The 18945-nt window shown below is 72.5% G+C and carries 17 protein-coding genes; all 17 read left to right on the plus strand.

What is annotated here, in order from left to right; all coding sequences use genetic code 11:
* The first annotated feature begins 23 nt into the window (after positions 1 to 23).
* The 17 genes from argB to B4N89_RS28530 all read left to right on the plus strand — a co-directional run bounded on the left by argB (position 24) and on the right by B4N89_RS28530 (position 18920).
* Positions 24 to 1007: an acetylglutamate kinase gene (gene argB / locus B4N89_RS28460; protein ID WP_078978630.1), complete on the plus strand. Its 984-nt coding sequence runs from the start codon at positions 24 to 26 to the stop codon at positions 1005 to 1007.
* Complete coding sequence (locus tag B4N89_RS28465) at positions 1004 to 2221, plus strand: acetylornithine transaminase (RefSeq protein ID WP_078978631.1); 1218 nt, start codon at positions 1004 to 1006, stop codon at positions 2219 to 2221. Before argB ends, B4N89_RS28465 begins: the two co-directional genes overlap by 4 nt.
* 45 nt (positions 2222 to 2266) lie before the next feature.
* Positions 2267 to 2830 carry an arginine repressor gene (locus tag B4N89_RS28470; RefSeq protein WP_235618828.1) on the plus strand — a complete coding sequence of 188 codons (564 nt, stop codon included), beginning with the start codon at positions 2267 to 2269 and terminating at the stop codon, positions 2828 to 2830.
* Positions 2831 to 2949: 119 nt separating this feature from the next.
* Positions 2950 to 3120, plus strand: a complete 171-nt coding sequence (locus B4N89_RS50025) for a hypothetical protein (RefSeq protein WP_161500843.1) — start codon at positions 2950 to 2952, stop codon at positions 3118 to 3120.
* On the plus strand, positions 3117 to 4535 hold the full coding sequence (gene argH, locus B4N89_RS28475) for an argininosuccinate lyase (protein ID WP_078978632.1): 1419 nt from the start codon (positions 3117 to 3119) through the stop codon (positions 4533 to 4535). The genes B4N89_RS50025 and argH overlap by 4 nt, the downstream gene beginning before the upstream one ends.
* 239 nt (positions 4536 to 4774) lie before the next feature.
* On the plus strand, positions 4775 to 6019 hold the full coding sequence (locus B4N89_RS50030) for an alpha/beta hydrolase family protein (RefSeq protein WP_161500844.1): 1245 nt from the start codon (positions 4775 to 4777) through the stop codon (positions 6017 to 6019).
* On the plus strand, positions 6016 to 7566 hold the full coding sequence (locus tag B4N89_RS28480; RefSeq protein WP_161500845.1) for a wax ester/triacylglycerol synthase family O-acyltransferase: 1551 nt from the start codon (positions 6016 to 6018) through the stop codon (positions 7564 to 7566). The genes B4N89_RS50030 and B4N89_RS28480 overlap by 4 nt, the downstream gene beginning before the upstream one ends.
* Positions 7563 to 8393 carry an SDR family NAD(P)-dependent oxidoreductase gene (locus B4N89_RS28485; RefSeq protein ID WP_161500846.1) on the plus strand — a complete coding sequence of 277 codons (831 nt, stop codon included), beginning with the start codon at positions 7563 to 7565 and terminating at the stop codon, positions 8391 to 8393. The genes B4N89_RS28480 and B4N89_RS28485 overlap by 4 nt, the downstream gene beginning before the upstream one ends.
* Positions 8394 to 8716: 323 nt before the next feature.
* Complete coding sequence (locus B4N89_RS28490; protein WP_078978635.1) at positions 8717 to 9193, plus strand: GNAT family N-acetyltransferase; 477 nt, start codon at positions 8717 to 8719, stop codon at positions 9191 to 9193.
* Positions 9194 to 9585: 392 nt separating this feature from the next.
* Complete coding sequence (locus tag B4N89_RS28495) at positions 9586 to 10659, plus strand: methionine ABC transporter ATP-binding protein (protein WP_078979698.1); 1074 nt, start codon at positions 9586 to 9588, stop codon at positions 10657 to 10659.
* A gap of 2 nt (positions 10660 to 10661) precedes the next feature.
* The gene (locus B4N89_RS28500) at positions 10662 to 11318 is read left to right on the plus strand and encodes a methionine ABC transporter permease (protein WP_078978636.1); all 657 of its coding nucleotides are present in this window, start codon (positions 10662 to 10664) and stop codon (positions 11316 to 11318) included.
* 52 nt (positions 11319 to 11370) lie between these two features.
* Positions 11371 to 12192: a MetQ/NlpA family ABC transporter substrate-binding protein gene (locus tag B4N89_RS28505; RefSeq protein WP_078978637.1), complete on the plus strand. Its 822-nt coding sequence runs from the start codon at positions 11371 to 11373 to the stop codon at positions 12190 to 12192.
* Between the two features lie 480 nt (positions 12193 to 12672).
* Positions 12673 to 14754, plus strand: a complete 2082-nt coding sequence (locus B4N89_RS28510; RefSeq protein WP_078979699.1) for a putative cobaltochelatase — start codon at positions 12673 to 12675, stop codon at positions 14752 to 14754.
* A gap of 306 nt (positions 14755 to 15060) precedes the next feature.
* On the plus strand, positions 15061 to 15675 hold the full coding sequence (cobO, locus tag B4N89_RS28515) for a cob(I)yrinic acid a,c-diamide adenosyltransferase (RefSeq protein WP_078978638.1): 615 nt from the start codon (positions 15061 to 15063) through the stop codon (positions 15673 to 15675).
* Positions 15672 to 17081 (plus strand): cobyrinate a,c-diamide synthase, encoded by a 1410-nt coding sequence (locus B4N89_RS28520; protein WP_078978639.1) that lies wholly within the window; start codon positions 15672 to 15674, stop codon positions 17079 to 17081. The genes cobO and B4N89_RS28520 overlap by 4 nt, the downstream gene beginning before the upstream one ends.
* Positions 17082 to 17202: 121 nt before the next feature.
* Entirely contained in the window at positions 17203 to 18417 is a 1215-nt protein-coding gene (gene cbiE, locus B4N89_RS28525) for a precorrin-6y C5,15-methyltransferase (decarboxylating) subunit CbiE (RefSeq protein WP_078979700.1), read from the plus strand.
* Positions 18414 to 18920, plus strand: a complete 507-nt coding sequence (locus B4N89_RS28530) for a cobalamin biosynthesis protein (protein WP_235618829.1) — start codon at positions 18414 to 18416, stop codon at positions 18918 to 18920. Before cbiE ends, B4N89_RS28530 begins: the two co-directional genes overlap by 4 nt.
* Positions 18921 to 18945: the final 25 nt, after the last annotated feature.

Here is an 18945-nt window from a genome sequence, read left to right on the forward strand (position 1 = left end):
ACAGCCAGACGAGGGGGAGCGGGATGCGGACGGAATCGGCCGACAAACAGGGGCGCAACAACGCGGCACTGGCCAAGGCGCACACGCTGATCGAGGCGTTGCCGTGGTTGGAGCGCTTCTACGGCAAGACCGTGGTGATCAAGTTCGGCGGCAACGCCATGGTCGACGACGCGCTCAAGCAGGCGTTCGCCCAGGACCTGGTCTTCCTGCGGTTCGCCGGGCTGCGCCCGGTGATCGTGCACGGCGGCGGCCCGCAGATCAGCGCGCAGCTCGACCGGCTCGGCATCGAGTCCTCGTTCGCCGGCGGCCTTCGGGTGACCACGCCCGAGGCGATGGACGTGGTGCGCATGGTCCTCGCCGGCCAGGTGCAGCGCGAGATCGTCGGCCTGATCAACCGGCACGGGCCGTTCGCCGTCGGGATGACCGGCGAGGACGCGCACACGATGACCGCGGAGAAGCGGCTCGCGGTCGTGGACGGCGAGTCGGTCGACATCGGCCTGGTCGGCGACATCGTCGAGGTCGACCCCGGCGCGATCCGGGCGCTGCTCGACGACAACCGGATACCGGTGATCTCCTCGATCGCGCGCGGCGCCGACGGGCACGTCTACAACGTCAACGCCGACACCGCGGCCTCGGCGCTCGCGGTGGCGCTCGGCGCGGAGAAACTGGTCGTGCTCACCGACGTCGAGGGGCTGTACGCCGACTGGCCCGTCAGCGACGAGGTGATATCGCGCCTGGACGCCGACGAGTTGGCCGCGCTGATGCCGAACCTGTCCACCGGCATGCTGCCCAAGATGGAGGCGTGCCTGCGGGCCGTGCAGGCCGGGGTGCCGGCCGCGCACGTGCTCGACGGGCGCGTCGCGCACTCGCTGCTCCTCGAGGTGTTCACCGACGAGGGGATCGGGACCATGGTGGTGCCCGCTCGGGACAAGCAGGCCAAGGCCGCGGCGGCGGGCGACATCGACCACGCGGACAACGACGACGAAGACTCCGAGGGGGCGGCGTGACCGGCACCGACAGCGGTGCCACCGGTGCGCTGACGCAGCGGTGGAACCAGGCACTGATGCACAACTACGGCACTCCCGCGATCGAGCTGACCAGCGGCTCGGGCGCGCGTGTCGTGGACGCCGCGGGCAACACCTACGTCGACTTTCTCGGCGGCATCGCGGTCAACGCGCTCGGCCACGCGCACCCGGCGATCGCCGCCGCGGTGGGCGCGCAGCTGGGCCGGCTGGGCCACGTGTCCAACCTCTACATCGCCGAACCGCCCGTGGCGCTCGCCGAGCGGCTGCTCGGCCTGTTCGACCGTCCCGGCCGGGTCTACTTCGGCAACTCGGGCGCCGAGGCCAACGAGGCCGCGTTCAAGATCGCCCGGCGTACCGGTCGACCGCAGATCATCGCCGCCGAGGGCGGCTTCCACGGCCGCACCATGGGCGCGCTGGCGATGACCGGCCAGCCCGCCAAGCGCGAGCCGTTCGCCCCGCTGCCCGGCGGCGTCGACTTCGTGCCCTACGGCGACGTCGACGCGCTGCGCGCCGCCGTCGGTCCGCGGACCGCCGCGGTGATCCTGGAGCCCATCCAGGGCGAGAACGGCGTGGTCATGCCCGGCGCGGGCTATCTGGCCGCGGCCCGGGAGATCACCGCCGCGCACGGCGCGCTGCTGATCCTGGACGAGATCCAGACCGGCATAGCCCGCACCGGCGCCTGGTTCGCCCACCAGCCGCTCGGCATCGAGCCCGACGTGGTCACGCTGGCCAAGGGCCTGGGCGGCGGGCTGCCGATCGGCGCCTGTGTCGCCTTCGGGCCGGCGGCCGAGCTGTTGCGGCCGGGCCAGCACGGCACCACGTTCGGCGGCAACCCGATCTGCTGCGCCGCGGCGCTCGCGGTGCTCGACACGATCGAGAACGACGACCTGTGCACCCGTTCGGCGCAACTCGGCGAGCGACTGCGGGCGGGAATCGACAAGATCGCCCATCCGCTGGTCGACGAGGTGAGCGGAGCGGGCCTGTTGATCGGTATCGTGCTCACCGCACCGGTGGCGCAGGCGGTGCAACGGGCGGCACAGGACGCGGGTTTCCTCGTCAACGCCGCCGTGCCCACCCGGGTTCGGCTCGCCCCGCCGCTCGTCGTCGACGACGCGGACGTGGACGCGCTGCTCGGGGCGCTGCCCGCAATCCTGGACGCCGGCCTCGCCGCCGCACCCGCCGGAGGAACTTCGTGAACACCGTCCGACGACGACGCGTGCGGCGCTAGGCGGGGTCGGCCCATGAGCAGCGAGCCCGGCGCCGGCGAGCCCGGCACCGACGCGACCCCGGTCGAGGGCGTATACGCGGTGCCCAGCACCCGGATCGCCCGCCACCGGCGGATCGTCGACATCCTGACCCGACACCCGGTCCGGTCGCAGAACCAACTCGCCCGGCTGCTCGCCGAGGACGGACTCGCCGTCACCCAGGCCACGCTGTCCCGGGACCTCGACGAACTCGGCGCGGTGAAGATCCGCGACGCGGAGGGATCGCTGATCTACGCCGTGCCGGCGGAGGGCGGCGATCGCACCCCCCGGGCGCCGCTGGAGGAGTCCGCGGTCGAGGGGCGGCTGTCCCGGCTGGCCGGCGAACTGCTGGTGTCGGCCGAGGCGTCGGGCAACCTCGTCGTAGTGCGCACACCACCCGGGGCGGCCCAGTTCCTGGCCTCCGCGATGGACCACGCCGAGTCCCGGCTGATCCTGGGCACCATCGCCGGCGACGACACCATCCTGATGGTCTCGCGCGACCCGGAGGGCGGCGCGGCGCTCGCCGCGCACCTCCTGGCGCTCGCCGAGCACAAGGGATAGGCGGAGCCCGGCCCGGCGCAACCACCCGCTTACGCACCCGCACACCGCCGGAGCGCTCGGCTCGGGCCGACCCCGGCACCACATCTGCCGTACCGCTCATTCGTAAGGAGAAAACGCTCGTGACCGAGCGCGTCGTACTCGCCCATTCCGGAGGTCTGGGCACCTCCGTCCGTATCCCATGGGTCGCCGAGGAGACCGGCGCCGTGGTCACCGGTCGGCGCAGCGACCAGTCGCTGTACGACTTCGACCCCGCCACCCGGATCGCGGCGCGGCGCGGCGGTGCGTCATGAGCGACAGCCCCGACCGGGTGAGCCTGTGGGGCGGCCGTTTCTCCGGCGGCCCCTCCGAGGCTTTGGCCCTGCTCTCCGCCAGCGTGCACTTCGACTGGCGGCTCGCGCCGTACGACATCGCCGGCTCCCGGGCGCACGCCCGGGTCCTGCACGCGGCCGGACTGCTCACCGACGACGAGCTGACCCGCATGCTGGCCGGCCTGGACACGCTCGCGGAACACGTCGAGTCCGGCGTCCTGGTCGCCACGATCGCCGACGAGGACGTGCACACCGCGCTGGAGCGCGGCCTGCTCGACATCCTCGGCCCCGACCTCGGCGGCAAGCTGCGCGCGGGCCGCTCGCGCAACGACCAGATCGCCACCCTGGGCCGGATGTACCTGCGCGACCACGCGCGGATCCTGGGCCGGCTGCTCGCCGACCTCCAGGAGGCGCTGATCGAGCAGGCCGCCGCGCATCCCGACGCGGTGATGCCGGGCCGCACCCACCTCCAGCACGCCCAGCCGGTGCTGCTCGCGCACCACCTGCTCGCCCACGTGCAGGCCTTCGCGCGCGACGCCGACCGGCTGCGCGACTGGGACCGGCGCGCCGACGTGTCGGCGTACGGCTCGGGCGCGCTCGCCGGGTCCTCGCTCGGGCTGGACCCCGAGTCGGTGGCCCGCGACCTCGGGTTCTCCGCGTCCGCGGCGAACTCGATCGACGGCACCGCCTCGCGCGACTTCGCCGCGGAGTTCGCGTTCGTCACCGCGATGCTCGGGGTGAACCTGTCCCGGCTGGCCGAGGAGATCATCGTCTGGAACACGAAGGAGTTCTCCTTCGTGACGCTGGACGACGCCTTCTCCACCGGCTCCTCGATCATGCCGCAGAAGAAGAACCCCGACATCGCGGAGTTGGCGCGCGGCAAGTCGGGCCGGCTGATCGGCAACCTCACCGGGTTGATGGCCACCCTGAAGGCGCTGCCGCTGGCCTACAACCGCGACCTCCAGGAGGACAAGGAGCCGGTCTTCGACTCGTGCGACACGCTCGAAGTCCTGCTCCCGGCGTTCACCGGGATGATCGCCACGCTCACCTTCCACCGCGAGCGGCTGGCCGAACTGGCGCCGGCCGGCTTTTCGTTGGCCACCGACATCGCCGAGTGGCTGGTCCGCCGCGGCACCCCGTTCCGGGTGGCGCACGAGGTGGCGGGCGCGTGTGTGAAGTACTGCGAGCCGCGCGGAATCGAGCTGTGGGACCTGACGGACGATCAACTCGCGGAGATCTCGCCGGAGTTGACCCCGGAGGTGCGCTCGGTACTGACCGTGTCCGGCTCGGTCGCCTCGCGTGACGGGCGCGGGGGCACCGCCCCGGTCCGGGTCGCCGAGCAACTCGGCGAGCTGCGGGCGGACCTGGCCGGCCAGCGCAAGTGGGCCGGCGTGTAACGCCGTACGGCACCGGGATCGACCTGAGACGATGGGCCCGCAACCTCCGGGGGGAGGTGGCGGGCCCATCGTCGTGTCCGCCTGCCGTGGCACGTCCGGTTTCGGGGTGGTTGCACGAGTGTGAGCGGAAGTCGCGGTTCCAGTACCAATTGTGAAATCGCGGTTACCAAAAGCGATCGAACATATTCGCTCCGTTGATTCCGTACTAGGGTCGGCTCAAATCGAGGGGAGGGATCGGCATGCTCGATCACCTGCGTCGAATACGTTCCCAGGGGGAGAAGTCCGCCGCCGTGGTCGCGGATCTTCCGGTCGGCGCGCTGCTGCGCAGTGTCCCCTCCTCGGTGGGCTTCGGAGTGCGCTCCTATGTGCGGTCGTTGCGCGCCGAGCGGCGCCGACATCCCGAGATACCCACCGTGTTCCCCACCCCGGGACTGGTCTCCGCGGCCTTCCTGGACGAACTCGTGGTGGCCGTCCTGGCCGGCGGCCGGCTGTCCCCGGACCCCGAGGACGTCCAACGGATCCGGATCGAAATCGCCGACGCGGTGGCCAAGTTCCGCGCCGAGAGCTACCTCGACGATCCGACCCGCTTCCACCCCCGACCGCCCGCCCCGGACGACCCGGTGCTCCGGGACCGGCTCTACGGCACCATCGGCTACGAGCAACTGACGTTCGAGAGCGGGTACATGCCCCGAGCCGGCGTGCCGGGGGCCACCCGGTGGCAGGGGGCGGGCGCCAATCAGCGGGTGTGGGCGTACGTGCTGCGCCACCCCGGCGCACCGCGGCCGTGGCTGGTGAACCTGCACGGCTTCGGCATGGGCCGACCCGGCGACCTGGCCGCGTTCCGCTCGCAGCGGCTGCACCGCGAACTCGGCGTCAACGTGATCCACCCGGTGCTGCCCATGCACGGGCCGCGCAAGAGCACGCGCACCCACGACGGCACGTTCATCTCGTTCGACTACCTCGGCAACGTGCACGGCCTGGGGCAGGCCGTGTGGGACGTGCGCCGCTGCCTGGCGTGGGTGCGCGGGCAGGGTGACGCCGACACCCCCGTCGCGGTGCACGGGCTCTCGCTGGGCGCCTACGTCGCCGCCCTGGTCGCGGGCCTGGAGGACCTGGACTGCGTGATCGTCGGCGTGCCCTCGGTCGACATGGCGTGGGTGATGTCGCACCACGTACCCGAGGACGTCGAGCGCGAGGTGCGCGCGGCGGGGTTGCTCGGCGCGGACGCCGAGACGGTCCACCGTGTGGTCTCGCCGCTGGCGGTGACCCCCCGGGTGCCGCTGGAGCGGCGCTTCGTCTACGCCGGCCTGGCCGATCGGATGGCCACGCCGCAGCAGGCGTATCGGCTCTGGAAGCACTGGGAGGAACCATCCGTCTGCTGGTACCGGGGCTCGCACATCGGAGCCGTGTGGAACCGGCAGGCGCACCGCTTCATCGAGGATGCCCTGACCTCGTCGGGCATCGGGAGGAGGAAAACCTGGTGAAGCTCTCCGGTCTGGATTCGGCATTCCTGGCCCTGGAGTCGCAGGAGTGGCCGGCGCACGTCGTCTGCCTGACCATCGTCGACGCCTCGGACACCGGGGGCCGCGTCGACCGCGCCGCGTTCGCGCGCACGCTGGCCGCGCGACTGCCCCGGCTGCCGCTGCTGCGCCGCAAACTGGTCCGCGGCCCGTGGGGGCTGGCCCGGCCGCACTGGGTCGAGGACCCCGACTTCGATCTGGGCAACCACCTGCGTCGGGCCACCCTGGCGGCTCCCGGCGGCCGGCGTGAACTGACCGCCATGGCCGAGGAGATCTACCGCCACCGCCTGGACCGCGACCGCCCGCTGTGGGAGTGGTGGATCGTCGACGGCCTGGAGAACGGGCGGGTCGCGCACCTGTGGAAGGTGCACCACGCGTGCATCGACGGGCGCTCCGGCGCCGCGATGCAGGAGATCTTCTTCGACGCCGTCCCGAACCCGCCGGCCGAGCAGGCGCCCGCGTCGGCGCTCGCGCCGACCGAGCCGGAAGGTGTGCCCGAGGGATGGGACGCGCTCCGCGAGGGCGCGCTCTCGCTGGCCGGCACGCCCGTGCGGGTGGGCCGGCAACTCGGCCGCCTGGGACAGGGCGTGCTACAGGCCGCGCTGACCGGACGGCTGAGCCGGGCGCTGCCGCTGAACGTGCCCAGGACCCGGTTCAACGCGCCGATCGGCCCGCGGCGGGCGTACGGCTTCTGCAGCGTCTCGCTCTCCGACGTCAAGCTGGTGAAGAACGCCTTCGGGGTCAAGGTCAACGACGTGGTGCTCGCGATGGTGGCCGGCGCGCTGCGCGAACACCTGGACGCGCTGGGCGAGTTGCCCGAGCGGGAACTGGTCGCCACGGTGCCGGTGGACGCCACGCGCGGCGGCGAGCGCGCCGGCGGCAACCTGATCACCGGGATGCTGGTGGGGCTGGCCACCGACGTGGCCGAGCCCGGCGAGCGGCTGCTGTGCGTACACGAGAACTCCGACGCGGCCAAGGCCGTGCAGAGCGCGATGGGCGGCGAGTTGCTCACGGGTCTGGCCGAGGCGCCGCCGCCGGCGCTGCTCGGGGCGCTCGGCGGGCTCTACCGCGAGGCCCGGCTCGCGTCCGTGTTGCCGGCGTTGTGCAACGTCACCGTCTCGAACGTGCCCGGCCCGCGCAGGCCGCTGTATGCCCACGGGCAGAGGGTGGAGGCGTTTCATTCGATGGGGATCATCGCCGACGGCTTCGGGCTGTTCATCGGTGGCATGAGCTACGACGACCGGATCGACATCGGCGTGCTGGCCGATCGGGACGCGCTGCCGGACCCGTTCGCCCTGGCGGACGCCATCGTCGAGCAGTTGAACCACCTGTTGAAGGCGGCGGACGAGGTCGCGCCGCCGCGCCCGACGCGGGATCTGCCGGCCGAGCCCTTCGGCGCGGGTGGCGCGGAGAGCGGGGCCGGGGCCGTCGTGCCCAAGGTGCCCGGTCCGCGACGGGTCGAGGAGGATCGTGCGGTCGATGCCGCCGGATTCGAGGCGGGTCGCGCGTGAGCAGAACGGCACTGGTCACCGGCGCCAACTCCGGGCTCGGCCTGGCCACCGTGCTCGCGCTGGCCCGGGCGGGCGTGGACACCGTCGGCAGTGTGCGTACGGCGGCCAAGGCCGAGGCGGTCCTGGCCGCGGCGGACGCGGCCGGGGTCGAGGTGCGCACCGTGCTCCTGGACGTCACCGACGCGGCCGGCGGCAAGGACGTGATCGAGCGGATCCGTCCCGACATCCTGGTCAACAACGCCGGCGGCACCGCGTTCGCCCCCGTGCTCGACGTGTCGGAGGAGGACGCCCGCCACCAGCTGGAGACCGCGCTGTTCGGCCCGATGCGGCTGGCCCGCTTCGCCGTTCCGCACATGCGCGAACGCGGGTGGGGCCGGGTGGTGCAGATCTCCTCGCTGGCCGGACGGATCACATATCCGCTGCTCGGCTGGTATCAGGCCGGGAAGCACGCGCTGGAGGCGGCGTCGGGCGCGTTGCGGGTGGAGTTGGCCGGGGCCGGAATCGACGTCGTGGTGGTCTCGCCCGGCGGCTTTCGCAGCGGCGCCACCGAGGAGATGGCCGACGCGGTCGAGCGCCATCGCGGCACCGCGTTCGCCACCGCGTTCCGCCGGATGGACCTGGGCTTTTCGATCATGAAGCCGCTGTGGAGCGAGCCGGAGACGGTCGCCGACACGATCGCCCTGGCCGCCACCACGAAGTCGCCCAGGTCGCGCTACGTGGTCGGGGTCGACGCACATCTGACGCTGCTCGTGCACCAGGCCACCGAACCGTTCGCGATGGTGCGCGCGCTCAAGGAGGGAGTCGTCCGCCGAGTCACGGGCCTGTAGCCGGCCGGGCCGGGTCGGCCCGGCCCTCCGGAGCGGTCCTGCGTGCCGCGCGCGGTGGCCACATCCCGCGTTCCACGACACGCACTTTTCCGGCGATTCACCCCATCGGGCGCACTTCGTCGAACACGCTGCCTGAACGCCGGATTGCGCGTAGGTGAGGGCCGGGTAGAAGTCCGGGAAAAGCCGTGTGGAACAGTGACGAATGCAGTGTTCACGCGCGTGTTCGAGAAGGGGACAACCCTCCCCCTTCGCAACGGACACGGGGCTCGACGCTGCGGCACACACATCCGCGCGGTGATCAGGGCGATCAGGGGAGCAATCCGATGGGGCAGAACGTGGGTATCGGCACGGCGGACGTATCCGACGCCGAGCAGATTCTCAAGCTTCAGTACCTCTGTTACCAGGGCGAGGCCGCCCTCTACAACGACTACGGCATCGAGCCGCTGACGCAGAGCCTGGAGAGCCTGCGCGCCGAGTTCGAGACGCACACCGTGCTGGTGGCGCGCCTGGGCGAGGAGGTCGTCGGCTCGGTGCGCGGCACCATCGACGACGGCGTGGCCCGGATCGGCAAGCTGATCGTGCACCCCCGACTGCAGCGGCACATGCTCGGCACCCGGTTGCTGCGCGCGATCGAGGCGAAACTCGCCGACGCGGCGGAGTACGAACTGTTCACCGGTCACCGCAGCGAGAACAACCTGCGGCTGTACGAACGCCTCGGCTACGTCTCCGGCCGGATCGAGAAGGTCAGCCCCCGGCTGAGCCTGGTCTACCTGCGCAAGACCGCCGTCCTCGCGGCCTGATCGACGCCTGCGGCATCGACGCCTGCGGGCCGGGCACCCCAAAGCCCCGGCGACCTTGGAATCCATGGTCGCCGGGGCTTCGTCGGCTCCGGTCGCAGGTGCTTCGGCGGATGACATTTCCATTGCGAGGCGTGTGTCTGCTTTAATCGGATCATGTTCACGACGGCTCACATCTCCGGCACCGCGGCTACCGCCACGGGTTGTCGCTGCATGTGCCGTTCGTGTCAGATGTGTCGAATGTGTGGCTGTTGAGGATTTGAGGGCCTGATCCCTCTCCCGGGCCGAGCGCTCCGCGCCCCCGGTGTCACCCCCGCCACGCCCCCTGTGTGATCGAGTCGCGCGGCCCTTTGTCGGGCCCGATTCGGCACGCACATCCACCCGAGGAATTCACGGTGATCCGTACCACTGCCCTGAGCAAGGTCTATCGCAGCCGAGAACGGCAGGTGACCGCGCTCGACGGGGTCGACCTGCACGTGCGCGAAGGCGAGATCTTCGGTGTGCTCGGCCGCAGCGGCGCCGGCAAGAGCACCCTGATCCGCTGCGTCAACCGCCTGGAGCGCCCCACGTCGGGCACCGTCGAGGTGGGCGGGCGCGAGTTGACCTCGCTGTCCGCGAGCGCGCTGCGCGCCGAGCGGCGCGGCATCGGGATGATCTTCCAGCACTTCAACCTCCTCTCCAGCCGCACCGTCGCCGGGAACGTCGCGGTACCGCTGGAGATCGCCGGGGTGCCGCGCCGGGACCGGGCCCGCCGGGTCGCCGAACTACTCGACCTGGTCGGCCTCGCCGAGCACGCCAAGGCGTACCCCGCGCAGCTGTCCGGCGGCCAGAAGCAGCGGGTGGGCATCGCCCGCGCGCTGGCCGCCGAACCGCGCGTACTGCTGTCCGACGAGGCCACCTCGGCGCTCGACCCGGAGACCACCCGCTCGATCCTGGCCCTGCTGCGCGACCTGCGCGACCGACTCGGCCTGACGATCCTGCTGATCACCCACGAGATGGACGTGGTCAAGAACATCTGCGACTCGGCCGCGCTGATGGAAGGCGGCCGAATCGTCGAGTCGGGCACGGTGCCCGAGCTGCTCGGCCGCTCCGACTCGCGGCTGGCCCGGGAGATGTTCCCGCTGGGTACGCCCGCCGTGCTCGCGGGCCGCACGCTGGTCGACATCACCTTCCGGGGCGAGGAGACGGCGCAGCCGTTCATCTCCACCCTCGCGCGCACCTACAACGTGGACGTCAACGTCCTGGGCGCGGCCGTGGAGAGCGTCGGCGGCCGGCAGATCGGCCGGATGCGGATCTCGCTCGACGGCACCTTCGAGCACAACGTGGTGCCGATCGGCTACCTGCGCGAGCAGGGCCTCCAGGTCGACGTGATCGACGAGGCCGAAGCCGAGTCGGGGACCGGCCACACCACATCGGACGCCGACGTCGCCGCCGCCGACGGCGGGGCGCTCGCGGGCAAGGAGCTCTGACGATGACCTGGTCCGAGATGCGGCCACTGCTGGAGACGGCCACGCAGGAGACGTTGTACATGGTCGGCGTCGCGACGCTGATCACCGTACTGATCGGCCTGCCCATCGGGCTGCTGCTCGTGCTCACCGACCGCGGCGGGCCGTTGTCCTTCGCGCCGGCGAACAAGCTGCTCGGCCTGGTGGTCAACGTGGGGCGGTCGATCCCGTTCCTGATCCTGCTCGTCGCGCTGATCCCGTTCACCCGCTGGGTGACCGGGACCACCATCGGCACCGACGCCGCGATCGTGCCGCTGACCGTGGGCGCCATCCCGTTCTTCGCGCGCCTGGTGGAGACCGCGGTGCGCGAGGTGGACCGGGGCCTGATCGAGGCCGCCCAGTCGATGGGCGCGGGCACGTTCACCGTCGTGCGCAAGGTGCTCGTGCGCGAGGCGGTGCCGTCGATCATCTCGGCGATCACCGTGACCGTCGTCGCGATCGTCGGCTACTCCGCGATGGCGGGTGTGGTCGGCGGCGGCGGGCTCGGCGACCTGGCCATCCGCTACGGCTACCAACGCTTCGAGACGAACCTGATGCTCGTCACCATCGCGGTGCTCGTCGTCCTGGTTCAACTCGTGCAATTCCTCGGCGATCTGCTCTCCCGCAGGCTCGCCCACCGCTAGGACGCGAGGCATCTCGCCCGCGTACACCGCACCACCAGGAAAGGCACTCTTCGTGCGTATCGACAAGTTCGTCGCCATCTCCGCCGTCGCCGCCCTCGGACTCGGTCTCGCCGCCTGCGGCAGCGACGACAAGAAGGGCTCGTCCGCCTCCGACCCGCTCAAGGTCGCCGCATCCGCCGTCCCGCACGCGCAGATCCTGAAGTACATCAAGGACAACCTCGCCGCGAAGGAGGGCCTGAAGCTGGAGATCAAGGAGTTCTCGGACTACACCCAGCAGAATCCGGCCCTGGACGAGGGCGCGGTCGACGCCAACTTCTTCCAGCACAAGCCGTATCTGGCGGAGTACAACAAGGAGAAGGGCAAGAGCCTGACCCCGGTGGTGCCGGTGCACCTGGAGCCGCTCGCGCTCTACTCCAAGAACGTCAAGTCGCTCGCCGAGCTGAAGGACGGCGCGACCATCGCGTTCCCGAACGACGCCACCAACGGCGGTCGTGCGCTCAAGCTGCTCGCCGACAACGGTGTGATCAAGCTCAAGGACGGCGCGACCACCACGGCGACCGAGAAGGACATCGCCGACAACCCGAAGAAGCTCAAGTTCAAGGCGATCGAGGCGGCGCAGCTGCCCCGCGCGCTGGACGACGTGGACGGCGCGGTGATCAACGGCAACTACGCGCTGGACGCGGGGCTGACCCCGGGCAAGAACGGCATCGCGGTGGAGAAGGCCGACAACAACCCCTACGCGAACGTCCTGGTGGTCAAGAAGGGCAAGGACACCGACCCGCGCGTCCAGAAGCTGGCGAAGCTGCTGAACTCGCCCGAGGTGAAGAAGTACATCGCCGACGAGTACAAGGGCAACGTGCTCGCCGCGTTCTGACCCTCGCGGCGTGACCCCACCGCCCGCGCCGCGGCGCACACCACCCACCACGGCTCCCGCCCGGTCCATCCGGCGGGGGCCGTGGCGTGTTTCGGGGCATGTGAGAGGGTGTGGCCGACAGCAGGGAAGGAATCCGGCGGATCGCGCGGAGCACCTTCGGGCCCGGTGTCGAGGTGTGTTCGCGGCCGAACGGGACGCGGACCACACCTCGGTGCCGGTACATCCGGAGGCGGCGGCGCGATGCGGCAACCCGGAGCGGTCCCGCCACTGTGAACGCGCGCCCTCGGGCGGGCGTGAGCCAGAGACTTGCCGCTGTCCGGGACCCCGAACGCGGGTCCCGCCACCGACCAGGGCGTGGACACCCGAGGGAGGCCGACGGCGCATGCCTGCGTGCTTGATACCGATGTTCCCGGCGATGGTCCTACCGATATGCACGGTACGGACATCCGATGGCGAATCGACGACGCCGGGCCGGCGCCGATGAGCGCCGCCTACCCGTTCTCCGCCATCGTCGGGCTGGCCGACCTGCGTCTGGCCCTGGTGTTGAACGCGGTCTCGCCCGCGGTCGGCGGGGTGTTGGTGCGGGGCGAGAAGGGCACCGCCAAGTCGACCATGGTGCGCGCGCTGGCGAGCCAGCTGCCCGAGGTCGCGGTCGTACCGGGGTGCCGCTTCTCCTGCGAACCGGTCCGGCCGGACGAGCACTGCCCCGACGGCCCGCACGATCCGGCCGTCGGCGGCGTCTCGCGCCCCGCGCGTCTGGTGGAACTGCCGGTCGGCGCCAGCGAGGACCGGCTGGCCGGCTCGCTGGACATCGAACGTGCGCTCACCGAGGGCGTCAAGGCGTACGAACCCGGACTGCTGGCCGCCGCGCACCGGGGCGTGCTGTACGTCGACGAGGTCAACCTGCTGCACGACCACCTCGTCGACCTGCTCTTGGACGCGGCGGCGATGGGTACCTCGCACGTGGAGCGCGAGGGGGTGTCCGTGCGGCACGCCGCGCGGTTCCTGCTGGTGGGCACGATGAACCCGGAAGAGGGCGAGCTGCGGCCGCAGTTGCTGGACCGGTTCGGGCTGACCGTGGAGGTGGCGGCGAGCCGGGAGCCGCGCGAGCGGGCCGAGGTGGTGCGCCGCCGGTTGGCGTACGAGGCCGACCCCGACGGGTTCGCGGCGCGGTGGGCGGACGAGGACGCGGCGTTGGCCGGGCGGATCCTGGCGGCCCGCAAGGTGCTGGCCGAGGTGCGGTTGCCCGACGCCGAGTTGGAGCGGATCGCCCGGGTGTGCGCGTCGTTCGAGGTGGACGGGATGCGGGCGGACCTGGTCACGGCGCGTACCTCGATCGCGCTGGCCGCCTGGCACGGGCGGACCGAGGTGACTGCGGAGGACGTGCGGCAGGCCGCGCTGTTGGCGCTGCCGCACCGGCGGCGGCGCAATCCGTTCGACGCGCCCGGTCTGGACGAGGCGCTGCTCGACGAGGCGCTGCGGGATCCGGAGGAGCCCGAACCGGAGCCGGAGCCGGAGGGGGACGGGCCGGACGGGGGCGGGGAGCCGCCGGCGGGGTCGGACGGGTCGGACGGGTCGGAGCGGTCGGACGGTGCGGACCGGTCGGATGGCTCGGACGGGTCGGACGGGTCGGCGGGCCAGGGGTCGAAGCCGACCGAGGCGGCGCCGAGTTCGGCGCCCGGTACCGAGGATGCCCCGGTGTCTGGGGCGCCGGCCGGTTCGGACGGTGGGCGGGAGCAGGCCGCGGTGGCGGCGGCCGAGCCGTATCGCACCCGGCTGTTCGCGGTGCCCGGGGTCGGGCAGGGCGCGGCCGGGCGCCGCTCGCGCGCGCGGACCGCGAGCGGGCGTACCACCGGTGCGCAGGTCGCCGCGGGCCGGGTGACCCGGCTGCATGTCGCGGCCACGGTGCGGGCGGCGGCGCTGCACCAGAAGGCGCGCGGACGTACCGGCGCGGGGCTGCTGCTGCGGCGCACCGATCTGCGCGAGGCGGTCCGTGAGGGACGCGAGGGCAACCTGGTGCTGTTCGTGGTGGACGCGTCCGGGTCGATGGCGGCGCGCAAGCGCATGCAGGCGGTCAAGGGCGCGGTGTTGTCCCTGCTGCTGGACGCCTATCAGCGACGGGACAAGGTCGGGCTGGTCACCTTCCGGGGCGCGGGGGCGTCGTTGGCATTGCCGCCGACGTCGTCGGTGGAGATCGGCGCGGCGCGGCTGGCGGCGTTGCCGACCGGGGGGCGTACGCCCGTGGGGGCCGGACTGTTGCGTGCGCACGAGACGTTGCGGGTGGAGCGGCTGCGTGATCCGCTGCGGCGGCCGCTGCTCGTGGTGGTCACCGACGGGCGGGCCACGGGTGGGCGGGACGCGCTGGGGGAGAGCCGGCGGGCGGCTCGGCTGTTGGCGGCCGGGGGTGTCGCGTCGTTGGTGGTGGACTGCGAGAGCGGTCCGGTGCGGTTGGGCCTGGCGGCCCGGCTTGCCGGGGATTTGGGTGGGCCGGTGGTGACGTTGGACGAACTCGCGGCGGAGGGGCTGGCGGGGCTGGTGCGGGATGTGCGCTCGGTGGCGTGAGGGTCCTCATGCGCCGGACGGGCTGGTTTTTGGTCGGTCGTGGGCCGGGGTGTGGTTGGCCGGCCTGCGGCCCGCCGGTCCTCAAGCGCCGGACGGGCTGAGCTCGGTCGGCCCTGGGCGATGGGTCGGCCGGGAAGTGGTCGGCCGGGCTGCGCCCCGCTTTGTCCTCAAGCGCCGGACGGGCTGATCTTGGTTGTGCCGGGTGGGTCGGGTCGGGTTTTGGGGTGCTGTCTTCAAGCGCCGGACGGGTTGGAATCGGTTGGCCTGGGGCTTTTGTTTCGGGTCAGTGGGTAGAGGGAGATTGTCGTGCCGCAGGGTGTTCCCGTGCATGTGCCTGCTGATGGGCTGACTACGCGTCAGCGGCGGAATCGGGCGTTGGTGGTCGTGCATACCGGGGCCGGCAAGGGGAAGTCGACGGCCGCCTTCGGGCTTGCCCTGCGGGGGTGGAATCAGGGGTGGGCCGTCGGGGTGTTCCAGTTCGTGAAGTCGGCGAAGTGGAAGGTGGGCGAGGAGAGTGTGTTGCGCACCCTCGGGCGCCTGCATGACGAGACCGGGGAGGGTGGGCCGGTCACCTGGCACAAGATGGGTGAGGGCTGGTCCTGGATCCAGCGCGAGGGTACGCAGGAGGACCACGCGGAGGCGGCTCGCCAGGGCTGGGAGCAGATCAAGCGGGACCTGGCCGCCGAGACGTATCGGGTGTACGTGCTCGACGAGTTCACCTATCCGATGAAGTGGGGCTGGGTGGACGTGGACGAGGTGGTCGCGGTGCTGCGGGATCGGCCCGGCAGCCAGCACGTGGTGATCACCGGCCGCGATGCCGATCCGCGCCTGATCGAGGCCGCCGACCTGGTCACCGAGATGACCAAGGTCAAGCACCCGATGGACGCCGGGCAAAAGGGCCAGCGGGGCATCGAGTGGTGAGTGCTCCGCCGCGGGTGGTGATCGCCGCGCCCGCCTCGGGGCACGGGAAGACCACCGTGGCCACCGGGCTGATCGCCGCGTTCACCCGGCGCGGGGACGTCGTGTCGCCGCACAAGGTGGGGCCGGATTACATCGATCCCGGGTATCACGCGCTGGCCGCCGGTCGGGTCGGGCGCAATCTCGATCCGTTCCTGGTCGGCGAGGAGCGGATCGGGCCGCTGTTCGCGCATGGCGCGCGCGGCGCCGATCTCGCCGTGATCGAGGGCGTGATGGGGCTGTTCGACGGCGCGGCCGGGCGAGGCGGATATGCCTCCACCGCGCATGTCGCGCGGCTGCTCGGGGCGCCGGTGGTGCTGGTCGTGGACGCGCGGGCGCAGAGCCGTTCGGTGGCCGCGCTCGTGCGCGGGTTCGACACTTTCGAGCCGGCCGTGGGCGTGGCCGGGGTGGTCCTCAACCGGGTCGGCTCGGACCGCCACGAGAGCATGCTGCGCGAGGCGTTGGACGAGATCGGCATGCCCGTCCTGGGCGTGCTGCGCCGACACGACTCGATCGCCAAACCCGCCCGGCACCTGGGCCTGGTCCCGGTCGCCGAGCGGCACGCCGACGCGGTGCGCACCGTGGAGGCGCTCGGCGAACTGATCGCGCGCAGCGTGGACCTGGCCGCCGTGCGGCGGATCGCGGCGGGTGCGCGGGCGCTGCCGGACGCGCCGTGGAACGCGGCCGAGGAGGTCGGCGGCCCGGTTGCCGGGCGGCCGAGAATCGCCCTCGCGGGCGGCTCGGCGTTCACCTTCGCCTACGCCGAGACCGCCGAACTGCTCGGTGCGGCCGGGGCCGAGGTGGTCACCGTCGATCCGCTGCGCGACGAGCGGTTGCCCGAACGGACCGCGGGCCTGGTGGTGGGCGGCGGATTTCCCGAGGTGTACGCGGCCGAGTTGGCGGCGAACGCGACGCTGCGCGCGGACGTGGTGGCGCTGGCCGGGCGCGGCGGGCCGATCGCGGCGGAGTGCGCGGGGCTGCTGTACCTGGCCCGGAGCTTGGACGGGGCGCCGATGTGCGGGGTGTTGCCCGCCGACGCGCGGATGACCGAGCGGCTGACCCTGGGCTATCGCGAGGCGACGGCGGCGCACGACTCGGTGCTCGCGGCGACCGGACGGGTGGTGCGCGGACACGAGTTCCACCGCACCACGCTCACCCCGAGGGCGGGCGGCCGGCCCGCGTGGAGCCTGGGGGAGACGGGCTTCGAGGGGCACGTCGTAGGGTCGGTGCACGCGTCGTATCTGCACACCCATTGGGCGGGAGCGCCGGATCTGCCCAGGCGGTTCGTCGACGCGTGTGTGGCGGCCGGGGCGACCGCGGGGACCCCGGTGCCCTCGGGGACCGGGGAAGAAGTCACTCTCGGTGCGTGATCGGCGCAACCCCGGGTGGGAAAGCCGACGTCGTGTCGGGTAACGGGCGCCCGGTCACGGGCGCCGCCGCAGGTCCGCGCGGAACCTCCCCCGGGGTTCGGCGCGGCGAGGGGGGATGGCCATGGCTGATCGGGTGACCGTGATCGGGTACGACGGCGGGCCGCTGTCGGCGCCGGCCGTCCAGGCGCTGCGGGCGGCGACGCTGGTCGCCGGGCCGGAGCGGGTGTTGGCGGCCGTCGAGGTGCCCGACGGGGCCGAACGGGTGGTGCTGGGCAACGTACACGTGGCCGCGCAGCGGATCGGCGCGCATCGCGGCATCGCGGTGGTGCTCGCGATCGGCGATCCCGGCTTCTTCGGGATCGTGCGGTTGTTGCGCCGGGCCGAGTACGGCCTGGAGTTGGAGATCGTGCCCGCGGTGTCCTCGGTCGCGCTGGCGTTCGCCCGGGCCTCGATGGCGTGGGACGACGCCCGCGTGGTCAGCGCGTTGGGCCGGGACGTGCGGCGGGCGGCGAACCTGTGCCGGGCGTTCGGCAAGGTCGCGGTGCTGACCGGTTCCGGTGCGGGTCCGGCCGAACTGGCCGCGCTGCTCACCGACGTGCCGCGCACGTTCGTGGTCTGCGAGCGGCTGGGCACCGAGGACGAGGAGATCTCGATGGTCTCCGCGGAGCACGCGATCGGGCACGAGTGGTCCGACGTGGACGTGGTGATCGTGATCGGTCCGGCGCCGCGCGCGGGCGCCGCCGCGGGCTGGTTGGCGGGCGAACGGCCCGGTTTTCCGGGGCCGGTGCGCGGCTGGGCGCTGGCCGAGGAGTCGTACGCGCATCGCCCGGGCGCGATCACCCGTGCCGAGGTGCGCGCGCTCGCGGTGGCCCGACTCGGGCCGCGGCCCGGCGATCTGGTCTGGGACGTCGGCGCGGGCAGCGGTTCGGTCGGCGTGGAGTGCGCCCGGCACGGCGCCGCGGTGGTCGCGATCGAGCAGGACGCGTTCCGGTGCGACCTGATCGCGGAGAACGCCTCCCGGTTCGGCGTCGAGGTGCAGGTGGTGCACGGCAAGGCGCCCGAGGTGCTGGCCCGACTGCCGTTGCCCGACGTGGTGTTCGTCGGCGGGGGCGGGCCCTCGACGCTGGCGGCGTGTGCGGCGCGGCGTCCGGAGCGGATCGTCGCCGGGCTGTCGGAGGTGGACCGGGTGGCCGAGGCGCGTGCGGTGCTGGAGCGGGCGGGCTACACGGTGGACGGCTGCCTGGTGCAGTCGTCGCGGTTGTCGGCGCCGAGCGGTGGGGCGCTGGGGTTGGAGCCGGCGCACCCGGTGTTCGTGGTGTGGGGGGATCGTTCGTGACGGGTGGTCGGCGGGCGGATGATCCGCGGGCGGACGATGCCTGCGGATCGGCCGACTTCGGGGCGGGCGCCCGGGTGTGGGTGGTCGGGATCGGGGCGGCGCGCGGGGTCGGCGCGGAGGAGGTGCGCGCGAGCGTGTGCGCCGCGTTGGCGCGGGCCGGAGCGGCGCGTTCGGCGGTGCGCGCGCTGGTGACCGTGGCCTCGCGGGTGGACGAGCCGGGCCTGGTGGCCGGCGCGGCGCTGCTCGGATTGCCGCTGTACGCGCGGCCGGCGGCGGACCTGGCCGAGGTGCCGGTGCCCCATCCGTCCGAGCGGGTGCTGGCGGCGGTCGGCACGTCGAGTGTCGCCGAGGCCGCGGCCCGGCTCGGGCCGGTACCGGGCGCGCCGCCGGGCGAGTTGGTGGTGGCGAAGACGCGCGGCGTGGGGGCGCGTCCGCGCTGTACGGTGGCGATTGCCCGTCACGTGGGGTCGACGGGTGGTGAAGGGGATCGACAAATGTCGTGATCGGTGTGGGATCGAGCCGACTCGG

It is taken from the genome of Embleya scabrispora, assembly GCF_002024165.1.
GTDB classification, from domain to species: domain Bacteria; phylum Actinomycetota; class Actinomycetes; order Streptomycetales; family Streptomycetaceae; genus Embleya; species Embleya scabrispora_A.

Bases quoted from the DNA above. Each gene is read 5' to 3' on its own strand.
- cbiE (WP_078979700.1), top strand. From the start codon at position 17,203: ATGGCTGATCGGGTGACCGTGATCGGGTACGACGGCGGGCCGCTGTCG.
- B4N89_RS28470 (WP_235618828.1), top strand. From the start codon at position 2,267: ATGAGCAGCGAGCCCGGCGCCGGCGAGCCCGGCACCGACGCGACCCCG.
- argB (WP_078978630.1), top strand. From the start codon at position 24: ATGCGGACGGAATCGGCCGACAAACAGGGGCGCAACAACGCGGCACTG.
- B4N89_RS50030 (WP_161500844.1), top strand. From the start codon at position 4,775: ATGCTCGATCACCTGCGTCGAATACGTTCCCAGGGGGAGAAGTCCGCC.
- argH (WP_078978632.1), top strand. From the start codon at position 3,117: ATGAGCGACAGCCCCGACCGGGTGAGCCTGTGGGGCGGCCGTTTCTCC.
- B4N89_RS28510 (WP_078979699.1), top strand. From the start codon at position 12,673: ATGAGCGCCGCCTACCCGTTCTCCGCCATCGTCGGGCTGGCCGACCTG.
- B4N89_RS28500 (WP_078978636.1), top strand. From the start codon at position 10,662: ATGACCTGGTCCGAGATGCGGCCACTGCTGGAGACGGCCACGCAGGAG.
- B4N89_RS28490 (WP_078978635.1), top strand. From the start codon at position 8,717: ATGGGGCAGAACGTGGGTATCGGCACGGCGGACGTATCCGACGCCGAG.